This window comes from Kitasatospora sp. NPDC057940 (genome assembly GCF_042887425.1).
In the GTDB taxonomy this organism is placed as follows: Bacteria; Actinomycetota; Actinomycetes; order Streptomycetales; family Streptomycetaceae; genus Kitasatospora.
This window is the reverse complement of sequence record NZ_JBHVPH010000002.1, coordinates 350,270-371,225: the sequence shown is the minus strand read 5'-3', so window position 1 is coordinate 371,225 and position 20,956 is coordinate 350,270. Positions and strand designations below refer to the sequence as shown.

The window sequence follows — 20,956 nt, the reverse complement described above, 5'->3', positions numbered from 1 at the left end:
GGGCCCGCGGGCAGCGGCCGCGTTGCCACATCTGCGGGAACTGTTGGACGACGGCTACGACTTGGTCCGCGTGCACTGCGCGACCGCGCTCTGGGAGATCGGCGGCGCGCCCGAGACACCGGCGGTCCTCGGAGCCCTGCTTCCGGCCTGGGAGAAGAATCCTGCGACCGGCAACCACGTCACGCCCTGCCTGGAGCGCACGGTCCGCGCCGCCGGCGCGGCCGTCCCACTGTCGCGCGCGCAGTTGGAACGGCCTCGGCGAGGCGGCCGGTTCCGGGACGTCGAGGAGAACGAGGAACTGCAGGACGTCTGACGCGCCATCATCGCCCGACTCGGCTGACCCGGGAAGGCCCCCAGCGAGATCGCGTCGCGCCGGCCCGAGGGAAGGCAAGCGACGTTTCCGCGCCCACCCAATTCATCGGGTTCGACCTGCTGCATCACGGCGAGCGGCTACTGCAAGACGAGCCGTACGCAGCCGGTTTGGGCGGGCTTTCGCGGTATGGCGCCACGAGAACGACTATATTGAACACGTTCAAATTTGGCGCCGGGGGCGACTGCCTCCAGACGTGGCGGACTCAGGATCCAGGGAGAAGCATGAAGCCGGGGGAACGCGTGGACATCGCCGCGCGCATGGTGACGACATGGATCGCGACCTGGACGGCCCTGGTCGCCCTCTTCTTCGCACCGCTGCTGCTGCCCCACCGGTGGTGGTACTACATCTACTCACCGGCCAGCATGGGGCTGTGGATGCTAGCCATGCTCGTCGGTCCGTTCGTGGCATGCACCGTCAGCTGGGAGTGGATCCGCCATGGCACGCGAAAGGCCCCGGCAGACCGGAGCGGGACGTGATCGAGCGGACCCTCGGATCTTGTAACCATGATGCTGTGCTTGGAGTTTCGGTCGAATCGGACGCCTCAGTCACCCGCAGCCACTCGACGCCTTCGCGCCACACCCTTCGGCGCTGCTCCACCAGGACGAGCACCGCCGGGTCGTGAGGCCGGAAGGACTGACGGCCCGTGACACCACGGGTTTTCCGCCATTCTCGAACGGGCCCCCGGAAAGGGCCGCAACCAGGCTGACAGCCCGCGAGGATTCCTTGCATGTCCACGCTCACCAATCTCGTCAGGGCCGGCCTCGCCGCAGCCCTGACTGCGACCACCGTCGTCGCCGGCGCCACCGCCTCCCCGGCAGCGCCCACCGACAACCCGCCCGCCACCGGCCCGCACGTGGTCCTGGGCCAGGCCGGGAACTACCCCTCCGAGCAACAGCGGGTCGGGGTCTTCTCGCTGTCCTGGACCTCGGTCGGAACAGAGGACCTCATCGGTCCCACCCACTTCACCGTCGACCTGCCACCAGGGGTGACCACCAACGGCGCGATGTTCTACTCCATGCCGCCGGACTACACCTTCACCGAGAGCGTCTCCCCCGACGGCCGCCACCTGGAGGCCGTCCTCCTCGGCAACCGTGCCCCCGGCCGGTCCGACTTCATGAAGATCACCCTCATCGCGGCGGGGACCGGGCCCATCACCGGCGCGATCACCGCCCTGGTGGCCAACGCGGACGACCAGGACCCGACCGGCCACCTCTCCACCCACGTGTTCGGCGGCGACCAACCGGCCCCAGCGCTCCCCGCGGAGCCCCGAGTCGACACCGTCAGCACCACCGCGGGCCCGGGCGTGGGCGGCACGCCCGTCACCCTCACCGGGACCGGACTGACCGGCGCCATGGTCCTGATCGGCGGCCAACCCGCCCCCGGCAGCTGCACCGACACGGCCTGCACGGTCACCACCCCCGGCGGCTCGGGCTCCGCCGACATCACCGTGGCCGGGCCCAGCGGAACCACCTCGGCCCCGGCCGACTTCACCTACACCGGCGACGCACCGCCGCTCCCGCCCGTGCCCTCGGGCATCAGTCTGACCCCCAACGGCAAGGTGGCGGACGGGGAGCAGCTCATCGTCCTCGGCCGCGACCTGGCCGGCGGCACCGTCGCCATCGACGGCGACCCGGCCCCCCACTTCTCCTGCGGCCCCCAGCTCTGCACCGCCACCGCCCCGGCCTCGTCCCGACCCGGCCCGGTCGACGTCACCGTCACCACCGCCGGCGGGACCAGCTCACCGGTGCCGTTCACCTACAGCCCCTGACCCCGACTCTGCCGGGGATCTCGGGGCTTCCCTGGCGTGACGAGCGAACATGCCAGGGGTTGTTCGAAGACCGACACAGTTGCGAAGGTGTCAGTTGTCGTCCGGGGAGCAGCGAAGCAACGCTGCTGCGAGTGCAATTCGACCGAACATACCGGCGGAGAGCAGTAATTCCACTGCTGCCGTATTCCTCTGCTGTGTTGCCCGGACACCCGACGCGGTTGGTCCACCTCCAAGTGCGCGTCGGGCTCCGGCTGTTCAGGTGACTGAGGAGGAGGTTGAGGTCCTTCGCCACGACGTACGCTGCGCTCAGGATGTAGGCGGTGTCACCGCGCGGGGGGCTTGGCCCCGGACGTGATCACCCTTTGCGGGCGCCGGCGGCGTGCAGGTGGGCCCGGCACACGGTGGAGTCCACCGAGACCGGTCCAGCCGATGTCGTCGTTGGCGTCCGCGCGGCCAGGACAGCAGCGAGGATCCACTGCCACGTGCCGCCGACCGCCCAACGCAACAACCGCATGGAGGGCGGTGGCGCGTGATGTCCCGCAACGGGCGCACACGCCACCGTCGTTGGCGTTCACGGTGCGGCGGAGGTCGGCAGCGGCATCGCCCCGTCGGGCGATCTCCCGCCACCGCCGGCACCGGGCATGGGGCGGGACTTGCGCGGTGCGGGCACCCCACTTCGCGTGACCCTTGCGATCAGTGATCGTTCAGCAGGCCGTGAACAGCACGAAGCGCGCAGTCGCAACCCTCATGCTTGCTGGGGCGGCACTCACCACGACCGGTACCGCACACGCCACTGACATGAGCCGGAACGGTATCGGTAGTGGCCCCAAGCCGGTCCCGACCGCAGACGCCAAGTTCAACCACGTCGACTACCTCTACGGAATCGACGCCCCTACTCTCCTGTACTCCCGCGTTCTCGGGCTTATGAAGAGGCACTAAGCCTGTTCTTTGTCTTCTGGCCTCGAACGGTGTCTCGAACGGGGTCTGGGCTGCTGTCCGCATTGTCGTGGCGGGCGGTGCTTTCCGGAACCGCGGGGCTAGAGACGGGACGGGGACCGCGCGGGAACTCGCCGTTCCCGCGCGCTACCTCTGCAAGCTGAACGTCGACCGGCGGTTCGCCGGCCAGGCCATCGGCGCCCGCATGGCCCTGTGGGCCCGCTCGAAAGCAGCCGAGGCGGGCGTGGGGGTGATACGGCTGAGCGCCTGGAGCACCAACACCCGCCTGCACGCGTACTACCGCAGCCACAGCTGGCGTCACCTCAGAACCGTGCCCGGCATCAGGTCCGGAGCCCTTTTCGAGGCCTCGACCCTGCACACGGCCGAGCCCGGCGTCCGCGAGATCGGGCTCATCCGCCTCCCCGGCTGACACTGCGCGAACGGCGCCCGTTCGCACCGGGTACCACGATGTGCTCTTCGGACGGGGCCGCTGGTGAACAGGCCGGACTGCGCGACGTCGAGCGTGTGAAGGTGCGGCGGTAGGCGGTGGGGGTGGTGTCCAGTACGCGCCGGAAGTGCAGCCGCAGGTTGGCCGCCGTGCCCAGCCCGCAGTCCCGCGCCACCTGCTCGACCGAGCGGTCCGTGGTTTCCAGCAGTTCCCGCGCCCTGCCGAGCCGGGCGTTGAGCATCCACTGCAACGGGGTCGTGCCCGTCTCCTCGGTGAACCGGCGCATGAAGGTGCGCTGCGAGAGGCCCGCGTGCCGGGCGAGCACGCGCAGGGTGAGCGGCTCGCCGAGCCGCTGCAGGGCCCATCCACGGGTACCGGACAGCGACGCCTCGCCGGCCACCGCGACGGGAGCCGGCACGTACTGGGCCTGCCCACCGTCTCGGTGCGGGGCGGCGACCAGACCGCGGGCGATCTGGTTGGCCACCTCCGCGCCCAGGTCGCGGCGCACGATGTGCAGGCACAGGTCGATGCCGCAGCACACCCCGGCCGAGGTGAGCACGTCGCCCTCGTCGACGTAGAGCACATCGCGGTCGACCGAGACGGCCGGGAAGCTCCGCTCGAACTCGTCGATGTGCTTCCAGTGGGTCGTGGCGTGCAGCCCGTCCAGGACGCCCGCCGCGGCCAGCGCGAAGGCACCCGTGCAGATCGACACGACACGCTTGCCTCGGTCGCGGGCTCCGGCCAGTGTCTCGAGCACGGCGTCCGGCAACGGGAGGATCGGTTCGAATCCCGGCACGATCACGGTGTCGGCGCTGCTGATCTGCTCCAGGCCCTCGTCGGCGAGCAGGGCGAAACCCGCGCTGGTGGCCACCTTCGGCTGCAGCGCGCACAGGGTCATCTCGTAGGGGGTTTCCGGCCGGGTGGTGAAGATCTGTGTCGGGATCGCCAGGTCCAGTGGGGTGACCCCGTCCAGCGCCAGGACCGCGACTCGATGCACTGCCATGGCAAGATTCTAGCGAAGTAAGGAAATTTTGCCTCTCACCAGGTCAGGGCGGTCACGGCCAAGCTGAAGACATGACCGGACCTACCCACGAGGCGACCGCCGACCTGATCACGCTGCCCGGCACACCGCTTGCCGACGCCGTCATGGACCTCATCCGACCGGTGGAGACGCCGTCCGTCTTCAACCACAGCATCCGCAGCTACCTGTTCGCCCGGCTGGTTGCCGACCGCCTCGGCCTGGCCGTCGGCCACGACTACCAGGACGACCTGTTGTTCGCCGCGTGCGCGATGCACGACCTCGGCGTGGCATCGGACGGCCCGCACACCCAACGGTTCGAGGTCGAAGGCGCCGACCGGGCCGCCTCGTTCCTCATCGACCGCGGAGTACCCGCAACCGATGCCGACCAGGTCTGGCAGGCCATCGCCCTCCACACCTCCCCGGGTATCGCGGAACGCCGTGGCACGCTCTGCGTGCTCGTCCGCGAAGGCGTCGCACTCGACTTCGGTGGCCCACTGGGCGCCGGCCACGTCGACGCCGTCACCGACGAGCAGGCCGACGCCGTGCACACCGCCTATCCACGGCTGGACATGATCCGCTCACTCACCGACGCGATCGTCGCGCAGGCCGCGAAAGACCCGAAGAACGCACCCCGGTACTCGATCCCCGGCGAATTCCTCCGTGAACGCGAGACCTTCGGCCGGACCCGGCTGGAGCACGCCTGCCGTTCGTCCCGCTGGGGCAACTGACCCCACCGACTCCACGACCGCACCACCAAAGAAAAGGAAGCACCGCAATGACCGTCCACACCGTCTCGGTCCCCGAGGACAACGCAGTCTTCGGGCAGACCACCAGCGCCTTCGAAAGCTTCGGCTATTCCGCCGCGGTCCGCGCGCACGGCCTCCTGTTCATCGCCGGAACGATCGGTCGCCGCGCCGACGGAACCATCCCGGACACCATCGAAGAGCAGACCGAGATCGCCATCCGGAAGATCGAAGAGATCCTTCGGCTGGAGAACCTCGCCCCGTCCGCCCTCGTCGACGTCACCAGCTACCACGTCGACATCCGCCAGCACCTGCCCGGCTTCATCGAGGCCAAACAGCGCCTCGTCAAGGCGCCCTACCCGACCTGGACGATCATCGGGGTCAGCGGCCTCGCCAGCCCGGGACTCCTCGTCGAGATCCGCGCGACCGCCGCGTATCCCGCCGCATAGCGGTGGACCTCCGCTCCTGGGCCCGCTCCCGGGCCCAGGAGCCCGTCGCGACGGACGTGAGGTTCGCCGCCGTACCAACCGGCCGTCACAGCGGCCGGATGCTCGCCCGGTCTGCCGAGTCCGTCACCTCGAAGCGCCGAATCCGGGTGCTCGACTGCCAGGGAGAGGGCTCCACCGCGGCCTCCCTCGCAGGACTGGACTGGGTCGCCGCCCACGCCCAACAGCCGGCGGTGCTGAACGCCTCTCTCGGCGGGCCCGCCTCCGAGGCGCTCGACGCGGCCGTGAACACGGTGGCCGACCGGGGCGTGCTGCCCGTCATCTCGGCCGGGAACGGCGCCCAGGACGCCGTGACTGATCTCGGTCCGCATCAGTGGCTCGAGACCATCTGAAAGTGGCCGGCGGTGTCTGGCCGGACCCGACAGTCGGTGGCCGTGACGCAACCATGCTCCCTCCTAGGGGAGTTGCTGCTTCCGTCGCTCCCGACGACGGCGGTCACCGGGTGGGCGTTGGACTGTGAGGTGAGGAGAGGTGCAGTCATCTGACTGATCCCGCGCCCGTCCCGGTACCGGCGATCGCAGTCAGATGACCGATGCCGTGCCGGCGACTGCCGCGGCACAGTGGAGACGCTCCACGAGCAGACACCTCGTCACCACACCATGGGAGTCATCACCGTGAACAACCTGTCCGGCAAGCTGGCGAAGACGGCCGGCGCCCTGGGCCTCGCCGTGGCCGCGCTGACCACCGTTTCGGTCTCCCCCGCGGCGGCGGGCACCGCTGCCACGGCCGGCTGCACGAAGTACTTCAAGTTCGACAACGTCCAGGTCGAGGTGGACAACTGCTCGGACGGCTGGGTGTGGATCAAGGTCGGTGACGGCACCTACTTCAAGGGCTCCGTCCGCGCCACGGACGACTTCAACCACGAGAAGACGGAGCTGGCGGTGGACCAGGGCAAGGACGTCGCGACGAAGTACTGGGCGAAGATCAAGAGCATCAAGATCTGCGGCACCAAGTACCTCGGCTGGGCCCCGCCCCGCCCGTACTGGACCTACTGCACCAACGAGATCAACGTCTACTGAGCAGGACCCTGCGGTCCGGGCCGTTCGGCCCGGCAGCCCAACCCGCCGACGCGGCAAGGGCGGTGAGCCTATCGGTTGCTCCGTCGCCGCCCGCCGTGCCGGCACCACCAGCACACCTACGGAAAGGTGGTTCACACATGTTCACCTCGAAGGCGATGCTCCGCGGCTCGGCCGCCGCGGCGACCGTGGTCACGGCCCTGATCGGCGTCGGCGCCGGATCGGCGCACGCCGCCGGCTGGCCGCCGCTTCAGCCGGGCGCCCACCTGTACACGGGCACCGGCGGGAGCGGGGCGGTGACCACGGTCGACCTGGGCGACTTCGGCACCTGCCACACCCTGTCGGCCCCCGCCAGCTCCGTCCAGGTCGCCTCCGGCTCCGCGTCCGTGGTGCTGTACTCGGGCGCGGACTGTGCCGGTGCGCACCCGTGGGCCACCGGCTCGCTGGCCCAGTCCAACCTGCCGTGGGCTATGCAGAGTTACCGGGTGGTCCCGGCCTGACGGAGGCCGCAGCGGCCTCGGACGGCCTCCCCGGGCGGAGGCCTCGGACGCCGGTACCGGGGGTGTGGGAGCCAGTCGGCTCGCGCCCCCGGTACCGGCGTTTCCGGTGGGACCCGCTGGTCCCCGCCGGAATCCGGGCCGGTCAGGCCGAGCGCGCCTGGGCCCAGTTGTAGAGGCGGTGGGCACTGTCACCGAAGCGGGTGGCGTACAGCGTGCCGGGCTGCCCGCCCGCGAGGTCCTCCGTGGTGGTGGTGACGCCGACGACGGTGCCGGCGCCGGTCCGGGTGTCGAAGCGGGCGAAGTGCGGTCCGCCACTGGCCCCGTGGGACATGTCGCAGGACTCGCCCCACAGCGGGGGCGCCTTGGGGGCGGGCCGGTCCGGTCCGGCGCAGTGGATCATGCGTGAACCGGCGTACTTGGCGCTGGGGTCGTTGAGCCGGTCCTTCGGGTAGCCGAAGGTGTGGATGAACTCGCCCGCCGCGGGCTCGGTGAACGCGATCCGCTGGCTTCCGGTGACGTCCGCGAGCCGGCGCCCCGCGGCTGACGGGTTCGCCACGAGGACCGCGGAGTCGTAGCCGGCGAGGGCGACGTCGTTCGAGGTCGTGCCGGCCGGATCGGCGTCCCAACGGGACGACGTGGCCATGGAGTTGATGCTGAATCCGCCGAGCGGCTTCGTCCCGTTGCGGTAGCCGGGCACGAAGTAGAGGTTGTGCCGCCAGGTGTCGTCGGCGGCGGGAGCTCCGACACCCCGCAGGCAGTGAGCGGCGGTGACGACGGTGCTGCGGTTCGCGCTGTTGACGACGGTCGCGGTGCAACTGCCGTCGTAGCCGTCGGAGAAGGTGAAGAAGAGCCGGCCGACACTCCGGTCCACCGCACCGCCGTGGGTCCAGACGGCGCCGGGGTCCGGCGTGTTCGGCGGGAGCGGACGCGGATCGTCGGGCGTGGTGTCGTCCTCGGGCACGGGCGTGATCTCGGGGACCAGGGCGCCCGCCAGCTTCATCCGCTCGGCGGTCCAGTAGGCGTCGATCCGGCCGCGCTCCTGGGCGGTCGTGGCGCCGGCGTGCGAGGTGACGGAGTCCGGTTCCGCGGCGACGGCCGCGGTGGGCAGCAGCACCGCCGCTGCCGTGGTCGCGCTCAGCAGGAGGGCGCCCGCGGCGGAGAGGCCGCGGGGGTGTGCTCGGCGTGTGGCTGACATCGTTGCCCATCTCGGTCGGGTGCGGTTCGTGTCGGGTGCGGTCCGTACGCGGGTGCGGTGCGTACGCCGGTGTGGTCCGCACGCGGGCGGGGCGGCCGCGGTCCGCCCCGCGCGTCGCGGATATCCGGCACTGTAGGAACAGAACGTCAGGTACTGGTCTGGAGCGTGTCTCGCTCTTCCATCGGTACCGTCAGGTTCCGGTAACGGTGTCGCATACCCGTACCGGTGCCGGGTGTGCGCTCCGGTCCGGTTCCAGCCGCAGTTCACGGCCCTGCCAGCGGCGGCGCAGCCAGCGGTCGTGGCTCGCGAGGACGATCGCGCCGGGGCCGGTGCCCAGGGCCTCCTCCAGTTCGTCGCACAGTCGCGGGGAGAGGTGGTTGGTGGGTTCGTCGAGCAGCAGCAGCCGGGGCGGGTCGGCGACGAGGAGGGCGAGGGCGAGCCGTCGGCGCTGTCCGACGGAGAGGCGGCCGACGGGCTTGTCGAGGTCCGCCGCGCGCAGCAGGCCGAGGGATTCCAGCGGTATTTGCTCTGCGCGGGCCGGGCCGAGGGCGAGCCGGTAGGTGTCGTGGACGGTTCGGTCGGCGCGGGCGAACTCGGTGTCCTGGGTGAGCAGTCCCACCGTCAGCCGGGGGTGGCGGCGCACCGTGCCCTCGGCTGCGAGGTGTCCGGCGAGCACCGCGAGCAGGGTCGACTTGCCCGTCCCGTTGCCGCCCGTGACGAGCAGCCGGTCGTCCGCCGTCACGTCGAGTGCCTCCAGCGCGAGCCGGCCGGGCACCCGCGCGTCGCGGAGCGACACCAGGGGCTGCGGGGCCTCCTCTTCGGCGGCGGCCGCGGCCAGGGCGGCGGGCGTGAACCGCAGCGGGCGCGGCGGCTCGGGCACCTGGGTGCACTCCAGCTCCGCCAGCCGCCGGGCGGCGTTGCGCACCCGGCGGGCGACCTGGTTCTGCACCCGGCCGGCGCGGTGCCCGTAGCCCATCTTCTCGTTGTCGCGCGGCCCCCGGTCGGGGGCGACGAGGTGCGCGGTCACGCCGGCCGAGTGCCGGAGGTGCGCCAGTTCCTGTTGCTCCTCGGCGTACCGGCGCTCCCAGCGTTCCCGCTCGGCGCGCTGTTCGCCCAGGTAGGCGCTGTAGTTGCCGCCGTGGCGGACCGGTCCGTCCACCGCCGGGTCGAGGTCGATCAGGTGGGTGCAGACGGCGTCGAGGAACGCCCGGTCGTGGGTGGCGACGACCACGGCGCCGGGGTGGTCGCGCAGTTGCTCCTCCAGGAAGGCGGCGGCGCCGTCGTCGAGGTGGTTGGTGGGCTCGTCCAGCAGCAGTGCGGACGGCCTTCGGACGAGCAGCGCGGCCAGGGCGAGCCGGCCGCGCTGCCCGCCGGACAGCGAGCCGAGCGTGCGGTCGTGCCCCGGTGCGCCGCGCCCGAGCGCGCCGAGGCCCAGCCCGTCGAGGACCAGGGCGGCGCGGCGGTCGGCGTCCCAGGACTCGCGGTACTGGGCCTGTTCGAGCCGCCTGCCGTAGGCGTCCAGGAGGTCCGCGTGGCCGGGGTCGGTGTCCGGGACGCGGGCGATCTCGGCGCCGAGCCGGTCGAGTTCGGCGAGGTCCGCGCGGGCCTCGCGCAGCGCGTCGTCCAGGACGGAGGCGACGGTCGAGGAGGCCCGGAACGGCAGCTCCTGGTGCAGGTAGCCGAGGTCCTCGGGGCGCGAGACGCTTCCGGCGTCGGGTTCGTCCAGGCCGGCGAGCACCCGCAGCAGGGTGGACTTGCCGGCGCCGTTCTCCCCGATCAGGCCGATCCGTCGGCCGGGGGAGGCGGTCAGGCTGAGGCCGTCGAGGACGCGCCGGCCACCGAGGTCGCGGACGAGGTCATGGGCGAGCAGGGCGTGCTGGAGCACGGGGGATCCTTCCGAGGGGACGGTGTCGGGGCCCGGCGGTCCACGGAGGCGGACCTCTGCCCGTGGGCAGACGCGGGGAAAGGGGGGTACGACGAGACGGACCACTTCGGCGGGTGCTCCTGAGCACCCGCCGGTGGCCGTCAGCTCCGGGTCTCACCCGGAGATGTCGTCGTCACCCGCCACGTCTGCCGCTCCTCGGTCGTGTGACTCCACGTCACGGGGACTGTAGCAGCGGTGGAACACTGCTCTCGTGGCCGGTCGGGCAGGTGCTGGGTGCTGGGGGCGAAGGGTCCAGGCCCCTGACCGTGCGGGCGGGCCCTCCCCGTCAGCCGAGCCGTCAGCCGAGCCGGTAGCGGACCGGGAGGGACAGCACGCCGCGGATGATCCCGGAGTCGATCCAGTCGAGCGAGTCCACCGGGACGGCGAGCTCCAGCTCCGGGACGCGGGACAGCAGGACGCGCAGGGCGACGGCGGCCTCCAGCCGGGCGAGCGGGGCGCCCAGGCAGTAGTGGATGCCGTGGCCGAAGGCGAGGTGGCGGGCATCCGGCCGGCCCACGTCGAGTGCGGCCGGGTCGCTGGAGCCCGTCTGCGGGGCGTCGTGGCCGGCCGAGCCGAGGGCGACGGCGAGCACACTGCCCCGGGGGATCGCCACTCCGCCCAGCTCCAGGTCCTCCGCGGCGTAGCGGTTGGTGGAGCGTTCCACGGGGGTGTCGTGACGCAGGAACTCCTCCACCGCGGCGGGCAGCAGCTCCGGCCGTTCGCGCAACAGCCGCAACTGGTCGGGGTGTTGCAGCAGGGCCAGTTCGGCGTTGCCGAGCAGGTTGACGGTGCTCTCGTGGCCCGCGACGACCAGCATCAGCGCGGTGCCGACCAGTTCCTCCTCGGTGAGCCGGCCCGCCTCCTGGTCGCGTACGGAGACCAGTGCGGACAGCAGGTCGTCCTGGGGGCGGCGGCGCTTGGCCGCGACCAGATCGGCGAGCAGGCCGTGCAGGGCGGCCAGCGCCGTGCGGTGACCGGGCGAGGCGGGCCGCAGTGCCTGCGCCGACCAGAGACGGAAGTCCAGGTGGTGTTCCGCCGGGACGCCGAGGAGTTCGGCGATGACCGTGGCGGGCAGCGGGGCGTTGAAGGCCTCGACGAGGTCGAGCACGCCCGAGGGCGGCACCGCGTCGATCAGGCCGTGGGCGATCTGCTCGACCCGGGGCGCCAGTTCCGCCGTACGGCGCGGGGTGAACGCGGCCGTGGCGAGCCGGCGCAGCCGGGTGTGCTCGGGCGGGTCGGCCTCCAGCATCTGGGCGCCGAGGCCGACGGAGGGCCGGTGGAGGACGAAGCCGGCGGCGTCGAGGACGCCGGCGGCGGGCGTGGCGTCCTTGAGCAGGGCGGGGTGGGTCAGCGCCTCCCTGGCCAGGTCGTGGCCGACCACCACCCAGCCCTCCAGGCCGGGTTGGAACTCGGCCTGGTGGATCGGGCCGAGTTCCCTTAGCCGGGCGTACCGGGCGGGGGCGTCCGCCTTGAAGGCGGCGTCGATGACCACCCTGGCGGATCTATCGGTGGGTTGATCGGTTGGCTGGTCGGCGGGTTGGTCGTGCGGGTCCATGGGGGCGGCTCCTGTCCGGGAGGGGAGGTCGGCTGTGACCGCGCCGCGCCGGGCCCGACTGCTCCGGTTCCCGGCCGACGTGGATGCCTGTGGTTCCCATCGTTCGCCCGGCAGCGGATCCCCGCATCAGTCATCTGACACCCGAGGAGGTCTGCGGGTGACGCGCTCGGCAGCGCCGCGTCTCCGGCGCTCCGTCGGGATCCGCGAGCCCTTCCGCCACCGCTGACACGTGTTCAGTGTGCTGCGCCTGCCGGCCCCGCGCGAGCGCCGAACCGGACTCCGGACCGGACGGCGAGGCCGGCCGAGGGCTTGCGCCCGCGACGGCCGGCCGGTCCCGGTCGGTCAGTCCCCGGTCGAGCAGTCCCCGGCCGGTCAGGCCCGGTCGAGCAGTGCGGCGAGGTAGCTTGCCACCTCGGCGCGCAGCTCCTCCGGTGTCGGCACGTGCCAGTGCCCGCTTCCCGCGGCGCCGTTGAACAGCAGCCCGTCGCACCAGCGGATCAGCCGTCGGGCGTCGGCCACGGGGTCGGCCGAGCCGCTCTGCGCCAGCAGGGCGGCAGCGGTGTCGATGAAGCGCGCGCCCAGCCGGTCGTAGCCGGCGCGCAGTTCGGGCCGGCGGGTGGCTTCCAGCGCGAGTTCGAGGCGGGCCAGGGTGAGGCTGCGCCCGGTGGTGAGCGCCCCGTACAGAAGTTCGGCGACACCTTGGGCGAGCAGGTTGCGCGGGCAGACGTCCGGCACGGGCCCGCCGGCCATGAGCGGGTGGCTTCCGGTCCCGCGTTCGACGATGCGGTTGAGGGCGAGGTCGAGCAGGGCGGCCCTGGTCCGGGCGAGGTTCGAGGTCGAGCCGGCGGGCAGTCCGGCCTCCTCGTCCACGGCGCGGTGGGTCAGCCCGCGCAGGCCGCGCTCGGCGATCAGGGCGATGGCGGCGTCGGCGATCAGCGTCAGGCGCGGCGGTGTCATGGGTCCGATCATGGCCTCTCTCCTCAGGGCGTCTCGACCCGGGGCGGGCCCGAACCCCTTTCACGCCAACACTAGCCCACTCCAACTACAGATGTAGTACGGTGCCGGAAGTGGTCACTACAGCCGTAGTGTCGGAAGAGGGGTTCACTCATGGACGCGTATCAGGCGATCGTCATCGGCGGCGGCATCGGCGGACTCTCCGCCGCCCTCGCCCTCCACCGCCGGGGCATCCTCGTGACCGTCCACGAGCGCGCCGCCTCGCTCGAACCCGTCGGGGCCGGGCTCGCCCTCGCCCCCAACGCCCTGCGCGCCCTCGACCGGCTCGGCATCGGCGAACGCCTGCGCGCCCTCGCCGTCCCGCATCCCGCCATCGGCGTGCGCCACCCCTCCGGACGCTGGCTCGCCCGCACCGACACCGCCACCTTCGAAGCCTGCTTCGGCGAGACGATCACCGCCGTGGCCCGCGCCGACGTCATCGCCGCCCTGGTCGACGCGCTTCCGGACGGCACCGTCCGCACCGACTCGCCCGCCGCCCTCGTCACCCCCGGAAGCGCCACCGAGCCAGCCGTCGTCTGGACCCCCGACGGGGACCGGCCCGCCACCCTGGTGGTCGCCGCCGACGGCCTGCGCTCCGCCACCCGCGCGCAGCTCTTCCCGCAGCACCCCGGCCCCCGCTACAGCGGCTTCACCACCTGGCGCACCATCGTGTCCCCCACCCGCCGGCCGGATGCCGTGGGCGAGGTCTGGGGACGCGGAGAGCTCGCCGGCGTCGTCCCGCTCGCCGACGACCGGGTCTACGTGTACGGCGCCGCCCTCGCCCCGGCCGGCGCCCGCGCCGCCGACGGCGACGAGAAGGCAGAACTCCTGCGCCGGTTCGGCACCTGGTGCGCGCCCGTGCCCCAGCTCCTCGCGCTCGCGGAACCCGGGCGCGTCCTGCGCCACGACGTCTGGGACCTCGCCGACCCCCTGCCCGCCTACCACCACGGCCGGGTCGCCCTCCTCGGCGACGCCGCCCACGCCATGTGCCCCTTCCAGGGCCAGGGCGCCTGCCAGGCCATCGAGGACGCCGTCGTCCTCGCCTCCGCCCTGACCCCCGCCGCGGACCCGGCCACCACCCTCCCCGCCTACACCGCCGCACGCCTCCCGCGCACCACCGCCATCGTCACCGGCTCCCGCCGCATCGGCGACCTCGTCGCCCTCCGCACCCCCGCCGCCACCCGCCTGCGCGATGCCGCCCTCACCTTCGCCGGCCTCCTCCCGGCCCGCACCCTGCTCAACCGCTCCGCCCGGACGTACAACTGGCAGCCCCCGGCCCTCGACGCAACCGCCTGAGCACGGACCTCCCCCCACTGCCCGGGACGGGCCGTCCGCACCGGGGGTGCCCGATGTGCGGACGGCCGACGGGGCAGGTGCACGCCTTCCACGGGCGGGTGGTCGCGGACGTGCCGGTGGACGGGCGGCGGGTCGTCGCAGCAGTGCGGGTCCGAACGGGGAAGGTCCGTGCCACCTCAGCCGAAGAGAGCTTCGAGCAACTCCAAGGAGAGCGGGACGTCCGCCAGCCGGTAGCCGACCGGCGGCTCGCGGTGCATGAGGTGGCGCACCAGGTAGTCCCAGCGGCGGCGGGCGACGTAGCCGTTGCGGCCGAGGAAGCTGTGCTCGACGCCGGGGACTATCAGCAGGTCGAAGTCCTTGTTCGCGTCGATCAGCGCGTCGACCAGCCGCATGGTCAGATGCGGTGTCACGTTGTCGTCCATGTCGCCGTGGACGAGCAGGAGTTTGCCGACCAGGTTCCCGGCCAGCTCGGTGTTGGACAGCCGGGCCCCGGCGTCCGGGTCGAACGGTCCGTCGTAGGACTCGGCCCACAGCGCGTGGTAGTGGCGGTTGTCGTGGTTGCCGGCCTCGGCCACGCCGACCTTGTAGAAGTCGGGGAACGCCAGGAGGGCGCGGGCGGTGGTGAACCCCCCGCCGGAGACGCCGAAGATGCCGACCCGGTCCAGGTCCAGCCACGGACGCGCCTGCGCGAGTTGGCGCAGCGCCGCGACGTGGTCTTCGAGTGCGCCCGCGCTGCCCATGTTGCGGTGGGCGTGGTCGTGGAAGGCCTTGTCCCGGCCGGGCGTTCCGCGGCCGTCGACGGCCAGGACCGCGAAGCCCAGCGCCGCCACCGCCTCGGCGTCGTAGCCGTAGGCGCCCGGGTCGAAGGAGGCCGCCACCCGGCGGGTCTGCGGGCCCGGGTAGGGGTGGTCGATCACCGGGTAGCGCTGCGCGGCGTCGAAGCCGTGGGGCTTGTAGAGGACGCCGTAGATCTCGGTGACGCCGTCGGCGGCCAGGGTCCTGACCCGCTCCGGCGGCGTCCAGCCGGCGGCCAGCAGCGGTGTGATGTCGGCCTGTTCCAGCTCGACCAGCACGGCTCCGCCCCGGTCGCGCACGGTGATCCTCGGCGGGGTGTCGACGGTCGACGCGGAGTCGACGAACCAGCGGCCGTGTTCCGGCGCGGTGATCACGTGGTCCAGGTCGTCGTCGGTGAGCTTGGTGGTCCCGCCGCCGTCCAGGTCGACCCGGACCAGCGACCGTCGGTACGGGTCGGCCTGGACCAGTCCTGAGACGACGGCGTACGCGACCCGTTCCGCCTCGTCGACGTGCACGATCTCCTGCACCGCGAACGGTCCTCGGGTGAGCTGTTCGACCAGCGCCCCGTCCTCGTAGCGGTACAGGTGCCCCCAGCCGTCGCACTGGGAGTACCACAGCGTCTCGCGGCCGCCGGCGAGCACGTGCACGATCGGCTTCTGGGCGACCTCCTGCGCGGCCTCCACCCGCGTGTCGCCGTGCTCCTCTACCAGGGTGCGCACCTCGCCGGTCGCCGGGTCGAGTACGTGCAGCCGCAGCGTCCGGAGGTCGCGGGGCTGATCCAGGTAGTAGACGGCCGTGCTGTCCTCGGCCCACCACGCCTTCTTCAGCGTGACGGGTGACAGGTAGGGCAGCAGGAACGGGGCGGCCTTGGCGGGTGTCGCGGTCCGGGACGCGACGTCGAGGACGATCCACTCGCCGCGGGCCATCGGCTCGCCGGGGACCGGGTAGTGGTAGCTGCGCAGGCGCGGCCGGCCGCCGTCCGGGGGGACGGCTTCGACCAAGTGCATCAGGGCGACACCGCTCTGGTCGGTGCGGTGGGTGAGGACGCGCGCCGAGTCCGGCGACCACAGCAGCGCCGGCGGCATCTCCGCAAGACCGAGCTTGCCGAGCAGGTGCGTGGGGGCCGCCGCGTCGGGGTGGGCCGCGTAGCTGCGATCCGCGGTGCCGTCGGCGGTGAGCGCGAACTCCTCGCCCGTCTCGGTCGAACGCACCCACAGGTCGTGGTCGCGGCGGAACGCCGCCCACTTCCTGTCCGGCGAGACGACTTCCAGCGGTGAGGGTTTGACGTGCTTCTCGTCCCGCGCGCACCGGTAGTCGTCCAGGCGGCAGGTCCAGCGCGTGTCGAACGCGTCGAACGCGACCGTCCCGTCCGCTAACTCGACCGCGCGGAACGGCAGCGCGTACGGCTGGACCGGCCGGCCGGCGGCGGACGCCAGCGCGGCGGCGAGCCGTTCGGGGTCGAACGCCGGCTCCCGGGTCCCGGCTGCGGGGTCGACCAGCACGAACTCGCCGCCCCGCTCGGTCTCGACCCGGTACCAGAACCTCTCGCCGCCGCCGATCCAGACGGGCTTCGCCTTGGCCCGCAAGGCGAGCCGGGAGCGGTTGTGCAGCAGCATCCGCTCAGCTCGGTCATAGGCGATGGCGGGGAGTGCATCTGTGGACATCCGACCTCCTGGAATCGGTCTCGGTCCAGGAACAGTACAGCGTACGGTACGCTGATGGAACTGCGGTCCCGAACGAATCAGGAACCCCGATGCCATCGCCCAGGCGCAAGACAACGCCCGCTCGCGCACCCCGCGGCACCCTCAGCCCCGAGGCGATCGTCCACGCGGCGATCGAACTGATCGACCGCGACGGACTGGACGCGGTGACCATCCGACAGCTCGCCGACCACCTGGGCGTCCGCCCGATGTCGCTCTACACGCACTTCCGCGACAAGGACGCGATCCTCCTCGCCGTCACCTCGGAGCTGCTGAGCCGATTCCAGTGGCCCGACCCCGGCCTCGACGACGTCGAATGGCTCCGGCAGGTGATGCACGCCTACTTCGAGCTGTTCATCACGCACCCCGCCCTCCTGCAGATCAACGCCCCCTCCGACCGGGTCGGCGAGGTCGAGGCCCGCATGTCCGAGCAGATCTACGCGCGCCTGGCGCGGCTGGGGGTCGACCACCGCACGGCGGTCGGCCTGCTGGCCACGCTGATCCGCTTCGTCCTCGGCTGCGCCACGCTCTACCCCGTCCGCCGGGCCTGGGACGAGGACCCGCAGCACTGGGAACGGGTCCGCCAGCAGTTGGCCCGCCTCCCGGCCGAGGTGTACCCGGCGGTGCACGCCACCACCGTCGACTTCCCGGCCTTCACCCAGCGGGACGTCTTCGAGTTCGGCCTCGACGCCATCCTCGCCTCGCTCCCACGAAAGCCCTGATGTCCTGACGCCGTGACGCCGGCGGCGCTCGCGCCGCCGGCGCAGCCCGGCTCCTGGCCGGTGGAGCCGCCAGACACGTTTCGCGGGTGACGCAGGTCATAGGAACCCGGGCGGGCGGGGCACCAGATAGGGGGCGTGGACTCTTCAGATCGAGATGTGCGCGCGAGGGTGCGGGCCGGTGACCGGGACGCGTTCGGCCGGCTCTTCGACACGTATGCGCGCGCGGTGTACAACCACGTGTTCCGGCTCACCGGGGACTGGTCGACGGCGGAGGACGTGATGTCGTTGACGTTCCTGGAGGCCTGGCGCCGGCACGACCGGGTCGAGGCGGAGGGCGGGTCGCTGCGGCCCTGGCTGCTGGGCATCGCCACGAAGCTGGTCAGCAACCAGCGCCGGGCCGCCCGGCGGCACTGGCAGGTACTGGCACAGCTCCCGCCGGCCCGCGAGGACGTTCCCGACTTCGCGCAGGAGGTGGCCGGGCGGATCGACGACGCGGCGCGGATCGCGGTCCTGCAGCAGTCGCTGGCGCGGTTGCGCCGCCCGGACCGCGAGGTGCTGGCCCTGTGCGTGTGGGCGGGCCTGGACTACCAGGAGGCCGCCGAGGCCCTGGGCGTACCGGTGGGCACCGTACGCTCACGCCTGTCCCGGGCCCGGACCCGGCTGCACCGTCTCGCCGGGACGGCCCAGCGCCGGGCGCAGCGGGAAAAAGTGGAACCCGGTCGTGGCCGGAACCAGATCCAGGGTGGGTCCGCGAGTGCGGCCCCGTCCCCGAAGGAGGCACACCAGTGAACGCCGGACAGCGGCCGGAGCCGGTCGAGCGCGCGGAACTGCTCGGGCAGGTGCCCGTGCCGGCCGAGCGCGACCTCCCCGCAGGACGCCACGCCCTACACCGGGAGCGCCTGATGCGCCAGATCGACCTCGACACCTCCACCCCCACCACGGCCCCGGCCCCCGCCAGGCCGCGCTTTCGGCGGCGGCTGGCCGTCACCCTCGCCGGTGCGCTCGTCGTGGGTACGGCCGTGGCCGTGGCCGTGGCGGTGACGCAGTCCTCGCCGGGCGGCGTCAGCGGGCCGCTGAGCTCTGCGGAACTGGCCAGCTGGACCGGCGTCCCGACACCGCTGGCCGCTGAGACCGGCCCGGGCGCCACCGCCGAGAAGTGGTGCCTGGACCGGATGGCCGACGGCCCGGGCGCCGGGGCACCCGCCAAGATCACCAACGCGGACCTGCGGGGCAAGGTCGCCTCCATGATCGTCAACCGCGGCGGCAAGGCCATGCTCTGCTACGTCGCCTCGGAGACCAGCGGCCTGTGGGAGGCGATCGACCCGGTGAAGAACGTGGCGGCCGATGGGGTCACGTACGACACGGGCGGCTCCCACGGTGACGGGGACGCCATGTTCAACTACGCGCAGGGCTCCGTGGGGGCCGGTGTGAAGGCGATCACCATGCAGGTCGCCGGACACACCTTCCAGGTCACCGTGGCGGACGGCCGCTGGACCGCCTGGTGGCCCGGGACCATGTCACACCGCGCCGTCCCCGACACGGTCACCGCCACCCTCGCCGACGGCACCACCCGCGTCGTCAGCGGCAACTCGCTGTTCACCAGGTGAGACCCCCGGGTGCGCGCTGAGCACCTGGATCAGGCGGCGCCCGGTCGGGCCTGCGCGCTCCCGGGCCGACGGCTCGCCCCGGCCCTGATCTCCTCCTCGGCGGCGCCGCGAGCGCGTCGGACCCGGCCCACGGCCAGGTCCGACGCGCTCGCGGCATTTGCGGCATTTTCGGCGTTTACGGAGGGGGCGCGGGCGGTGGCGGCACCCTCCCCTCCGATACCGGGCCGACCTGGAACCGAAGCGGACAAAGTAGGATGGCTCAACTCCCGCGCTACGCGCGAAGAGTTCCATAAATGCCCCATTTGTTCGATTTATCTCCGCTTCACACGCACGGAGCCACCCTCATGGACAACCCGTCGAACGCCGAGACCGGCGGCGCGATAGAAACCCGCGGCATCGAACCCGTCCCCGACCACGAGCGCGGGGGCAGAGTCCGCGAGCTCTTCCCGACCTGGGTCGCCGCGAACATCAGTGTTCTGCTGCTCACCATGGGCGCCGCCCTGGTGGTGTTCAACCAGTTGAACTTCTGGCAGGTCCTGATCGTCGCGGCGTGCGCCGCACTCATCTCGTTCGGCCTGGTCGGCGTGCTGTCGGTCTCCGGCAAGTGGGGCGGGGCGCCGGGCGCCACCCTCTCGCGGGCCACCTTCGGGGTGCGCGGCAACCTCTTCCCCGGTGCCGTGCTCTGGATCGCCCGGTTCGGCTGGGAGACGATCAACGCCGTCACCGGCGCCTACGCCGTGCTGACGGTCCTCGACCTGCTCTTCGGGGTCAAGACCAACACCGCGCTGATCGTCATCACGCTCTTCGCCTTCGTCGCCTGCACCTTCCTGGTCTCCGGCATGGGACGTAAGGCGCTGAACGTCTGCAACACCTGGTCGACGTACCTCTTCGGCATCTTCAGCGTGCTGGTACTGGGCTACCTGGTCGCCACCATGCACTGGAGCGAGGTCTTCGCCAAGCCCGCGGGCACCACCGCGATGATGATCGCCGGCATCGGGACGATCGCCGCCGGCGGCATCAGCTGGGTCCCCACCGGCCCGGACTTCGCCCGCTACCTCCCGCACGCCGCCTCCGGCAGGAAGATCGTCGGCGTGACGGTCTCCGGCGCCGGCCTGGTGATGGTGCCCATGGTGCTCATGGGCGCCGTGATGGCGGTGGCCTCCCCCGGCCTGGCCCAGGCCGCCGACCCGGTCTCCTTCCTCGGCGACCTGCTGCCGACCTGGCTGGCCGTGCCCTACCTGCTGACCGCGATCGTGGGCATGCTGCTGATCAACAGCCTCTCCATGTACTCGGCCGGCTTCACCGCACAGACCATGGGCGTCAAGCTGCCGCGCGCCATGGCCGTCAGCATCAACGCCGTGATCTCGCTGGTCGGCGGCCTGCTGCTGATGCTGGTCGCCAAGAGCTTCCTGGGCTCCTTCATCACCTTCCTCATCCTGCTCGCCGTCTCCTTCTCGGCCTGGATCGGTGTCTACGCGGTGGACATGTTCCGGCGCCGCTCACGCGCGGTGCGCTACGACGCCGCCGGGCTCATGGACACCAGCAGGAACAGCCGCTACTGGTACACCGGCGGCTTCTGCTGGCAGGCCATGGTGTCCTGGGTGCTCGCCCTGCTGCTGGGGCTCGCCTTCACCAAGTGCGACTGGTTCGCCGGCCCGCTCTCCGACACCCCCGTCGGCAGGTACGGGCTCGCCTGGGCGGCGACCATCGTGATCTCCGCCGCGATCATGGCCGTACTCCCCGCCCCCCGGGAGAACACCCCCGCCACCACCGGACAGCCCGCCGACCGCCAGGCGGAGCAGCCCGAACCGGCCACCGCCTGACCCCGAGGCACGGCCCACCGCCCACCCCGACACAC

Annotated in this window: 21 protein-coding genes and 1 pseudogene; 15 read left to right on the top strand and 7 right to left on the bottom strand. The window is 72.2% G+C overall.

Translation table 11 applies throughout. The features are described 5' to 3' along the window. The first annotated feature begins 22 nt into the window (after nt 1-22). From ACFVTF_RS05180 to ACFVTF_RS05170, 3 genes are all read left to right on the top strand, one after another. On the top strand, nt 23-313 hold the full coding sequence (locus ACFVTF_RS05180) for a hypothetical protein (RefSeq protein WP_387809184.1): 291 nt from the start codon (nt 23-25) through the stop codon (nt 311-313). Nucleotides 314-594: 281 nt separating this feature from the next. Continuing rightward, nucleotides 595-849 (top strand): hypothetical protein, encoded by a 255-nt coding sequence (locus ACFVTF_RS05175; protein WP_387809181.1) that lies wholly within the window; start codon nt 595-597, stop codon nt 847-849. A 251-nt stretch (nt 850-1,100) separates the two neighbouring features. After that, complete coding sequence (locus ACFVTF_RS05170; protein WP_387809178.1) at nt 1,101-2,141, top strand: IPT/TIG domain-containing protein; 1,041 nt, start codon at nt 1,101-1,103, stop codon at nt 2,139-2,141. A 361-nt stretch (nt 2,142-2,502) separates the two neighbouring features. Here ACFVTF_RS05170 and ACFVTF_RS05165 read toward each other — a convergent pair. Further along, nucleotides 2,503-2,652: pseudogene (locus ACFVTF_RS05165) on the bottom strand (IS5/IS1182 family transposase); the annotation flags it as partial. Nucleotides 2,653-2,855: 203 nt separating this feature from the next. Here ACFVTF_RS05165 and ACFVTF_RS05160 point away from each other — a divergent pair. Further along, a complete protein-coding gene (locus tag ACFVTF_RS05160; protein ID WP_387809175.1) occupies nt 2,856-3,080 on the top strand; it encodes a hypothetical protein in 225 nt (74 codons plus the stop codon). A 241-nt stretch (nt 3,081-3,321) separates the two neighbouring features. Continuing rightward, entirely contained in the window at nt 3,322-3,507 is a 186-nt protein-coding gene (locus tag ACFVTF_RS05155; RefSeq protein WP_387809172.1) for a hypothetical protein, read from the top strand. Here ACFVTF_RS05155 and ACFVTF_RS05150 read toward each other — a convergent pair. Next, nucleotides 3,488-4,528: a GlxA family transcriptional regulator gene (locus ACFVTF_RS05150; protein WP_387809169.1), complete on the bottom strand. Its 1,041-nt coding sequence runs from the start codon at nt 4,526-4,528 to the stop codon at nt 3,488-3,490. The two genes, ACFVTF_RS05155 and ACFVTF_RS05150, sit on opposite strands and share 20 nt — an antisense overlap. 71 nt (nt 4,529-4,599) lie before the next feature. Here ACFVTF_RS05150 and ACFVTF_RS05145 point away from each other — a divergent pair, with 71 nt between their 5' ends. From ACFVTF_RS05145 to ACFVTF_RS05125, 5 genes are all read left to right on the top strand, one after another. Beyond that, nucleotides 4,600-5,274, top strand: a complete 675-nt coding sequence (locus tag ACFVTF_RS05145; RefSeq protein ID WP_387809166.1) for an HD domain-containing protein — start codon at nt 4,600-4,602, stop codon at nt 5,272-5,274. A gap of 47 nt (nt 5,275-5,321) precedes the next feature. After that, nucleotides 5,322-5,738 (top strand): Rid family hydrolase, encoded by a 417-nt coding sequence (locus ACFVTF_RS05140; RefSeq protein ID WP_387809164.1) that lies wholly within the window; start codon nt 5,322-5,324, stop codon nt 5,736-5,738. Between the two features lie 98 nt (nt 5,739-5,836). Continuing rightward, entirely contained in the window at nt 5,837-6,127 is a 291-nt protein-coding gene (locus ACFVTF_RS05135) for a S8 family serine peptidase (protein WP_387809161.1), read from the top strand. Between the two features lie 282 nt (nt 6,128-6,409). Then, on the top strand, nt 6,410-6,814 hold the full coding sequence (locus ACFVTF_RS05130; RefSeq protein WP_387809158.1) for a hypothetical protein: 405 nt from the start codon (nt 6,410-6,412) through the stop codon (nt 6,812-6,814). Nucleotides 6,815-6,951: 137 nt separating this feature from the next. Beyond that, complete coding sequence (locus ACFVTF_RS05125) at nt 6,952-7,311, top strand: hypothetical protein (protein ID WP_387809155.1); 360 nt, start codon at nt 6,952-6,954, stop codon at nt 7,309-7,311. Between the two features lie 142 nt (nt 7,312-7,453). On the opposite strand, the gene ACFVTF_RS05120 is transcribed toward ACFVTF_RS05125, so the two are convergent. The 4 genes from ACFVTF_RS05120 to ACFVTF_RS05105 all read right to left on the bottom strand — a co-directional run bounded on the left by ACFVTF_RS05120 (nt 7,454) and on the right by ACFVTF_RS05105 (nt 12,954). Continuing rightward, nucleotides 7,454-8,506, bottom strand: a complete 1,053-nt coding sequence (locus tag ACFVTF_RS05120; protein ID WP_387809153.1) for a trypsin-like serine peptidase — start codon at nt 8,504-8,506, stop codon at nt 7,454-7,456. A 190-nt stretch (nt 8,507-8,696) separates the two neighbouring features. Further along, nucleotides 8,697-10,391: an ABC-F family ATP-binding cassette domain-containing protein gene (locus ACFVTF_RS05115; protein ID WP_387809150.1), complete on the bottom strand. Its 1,695-nt coding sequence runs from the start codon at nt 10,389-10,391 to the stop codon at nt 8,697-8,699. Between the two features lie 337 nt (nt 10,392-10,728). Beyond that, entirely contained in the window at nt 10,729-11,985 is a 1,257-nt protein-coding gene (locus ACFVTF_RS05110; RefSeq protein WP_387809147.1) for a cytochrome P450, read from the bottom strand. Between the two features lie 372 nt (nt 11,986-12,357). After that, nucleotides 12,358-12,954, bottom strand: coding sequence for a TetR/AcrR family transcriptional regulator (locus ACFVTF_RS05105; protein WP_387809145.1), 597 nt, complete (start codon nt 12,952-12,954; stop codon nt 12,358-12,360). Between the two features lie 138 nt (nt 12,955-13,092). Between ACFVTF_RS05105 and ACFVTF_RS05100 the strand changes: the two genes are divergently transcribed. Continuing rightward, entirely contained in the window at nt 13,093-14,274 is a 1,182-nt protein-coding gene (locus tag ACFVTF_RS05100) for an FAD-dependent monooxygenase (protein WP_387809142.1), read from the top strand. A gap of 176 nt (nt 14,275-14,450) precedes the next feature. Here the strand turns inward: ACFVTF_RS05100 and ACFVTF_RS05095 are convergent, their stop codons facing one another. Further along, nucleotides 14,451-16,733: a DPP IV N-terminal domain-containing protein gene (locus tag ACFVTF_RS05095; protein WP_387809139.1), complete on the bottom strand. Its 2,283-nt coding sequence runs from the start codon at nt 16,731-16,733 to the stop codon at nt 14,451-14,453. A gap of 89 nt (nt 16,734-16,822) precedes the next feature. Between ACFVTF_RS05095 and ACFVTF_RS05090 the strand changes: the two genes are divergently transcribed. From ACFVTF_RS05090 to ACFVTF_RS05075, 4 genes are all read left to right on the top strand, one after another. Continuing rightward, a complete protein-coding gene (locus tag ACFVTF_RS05090) occupies nt 16,823-17,491 on the top strand; it encodes a TetR/AcrR family transcriptional regulator (protein WP_387809136.1) in 669 nt (222 codons plus the stop codon). Nucleotides 17,492-17,647: 156 nt separating this feature from the next. After that, nucleotides 17,648-18,280: an RNA polymerase sigma factor gene (locus ACFVTF_RS05085; protein ID WP_387809134.1), complete on the top strand. Its 633-nt coding sequence runs from the start codon at nt 17,648-17,650 to the stop codon at nt 18,278-18,280. Beyond that, nucleotides 18,277-19,098 (top strand): hypothetical protein, encoded by an 822-nt coding sequence (locus ACFVTF_RS05080; RefSeq protein WP_387809131.1) that lies wholly within the window; start codon nt 18,277-18,279, stop codon nt 19,096-19,098. Before ACFVTF_RS05085 ends, ACFVTF_RS05080 begins: the two co-directional genes overlap by 4 nt. Nucleotides 19,099-19,442: 344 nt before the next feature. Beyond that, complete coding sequence (locus tag ACFVTF_RS05075; protein WP_387809128.1) at nt 19,443-20,921, top strand: purine-cytosine permease family protein; 1,479 nt, start codon at nt 19,443-19,445, stop codon at nt 20,919-20,921. Nucleotides 20,922-20,956 lie beyond the last annotated feature (35 nt).

Excerpts from the sequence above, each read along its gene's own strand:
- ACFVTF_RS05170 (WP_387809178.1), top strand. The coding sequence starts at position 1,101 with ATGTCCACGCTCACCAATCTCGTCAGGGCCGGCCTCGCCGCAGCCCTG.
- ACFVTF_RS05100 (WP_387809142.1), top strand. The coding sequence starts at position 13,093 with ATGGACGCGTATCAGGCGATCGTCATCGGCGGCGGCATCGGCGGACTC.
- ACFVTF_RS05135 (WP_387809161.1), top strand. The coding sequence starts at position 5,837 with ATGCTCGCCCGGTCTGCCGAGTCCGTCACCTCGAAGCGCCGAATCCGG.
- ACFVTF_RS05075 (WP_387809128.1), top strand. The coding sequence starts at position 19,443 with ATGGACAACCCGTCGAACGCCGAGACCGGCGGCGCGATAGAAACCCGC.
- ACFVTF_RS05090 (WP_387809136.1), top strand. The coding sequence starts at position 16,823 with ATGCCATCGCCCAGGCGCAAGACAACGCCCGCTCGCGCACCCCGCGGC.
- ACFVTF_RS05105 (WP_387809145.1), bottom strand. The coding sequence starts at position 12,954 with ATGATCGGACCCATGACACCGCCGCGCCTGACGCTGATCGCCGACGCC.
- ACFVTF_RS05140 (WP_387809164.1), top strand. The coding sequence starts at position 5,322 with ATGACCGTCCACACCGTCTCGGTCCCCGAGGACAACGCAGTCTTCGGG.
- ACFVTF_RS05120 (WP_387809153.1), bottom strand. The coding sequence starts at position 8,506 with ATGTCAGCCACACGCCGAGCACACCCCCGCGGCCTCTCCGCCGCGGGC.
- ACFVTF_RS05125 (WP_387809155.1), top strand. The coding sequence starts at position 6,952 with ATGTTCACCTCGAAGGCGATGCTCCGCGGCTCGGCCGCCGCGGCGACC.
- ACFVTF_RS05110 (WP_387809147.1), bottom strand. The coding sequence starts at position 11,985 with ATGGACCCGCACGACCAACCCGCCGACCAGCCAACCGATCAACCCACC.
- ACFVTF_RS05150 (WP_387809169.1), bottom strand. The coding sequence starts at position 4,528 with ATGGCAGTGCATCGAGTCGCGGTCCTGGCGCTGGACGGGGTCACCCCA.
- ACFVTF_RS05095 (WP_387809139.1), bottom strand. The coding sequence starts at position 16,733 with ATGTCCACAGATGCACTCCCCGCCATCGCCTATGACCGAGCTGAGCGG.
- ACFVTF_RS05175 (WP_387809181.1), top strand. The coding sequence starts at position 595 with ATGAAGCCGGGGGAACGCGTGGACATCGCCGCGCGCATGGTGACGACA.
- ACFVTF_RS05145 (WP_387809166.1), top strand. The coding sequence starts at position 4,600 with ATGACCGGACCTACCCACGAGGCGACCGCCGACCTGATCACGCTGCCC.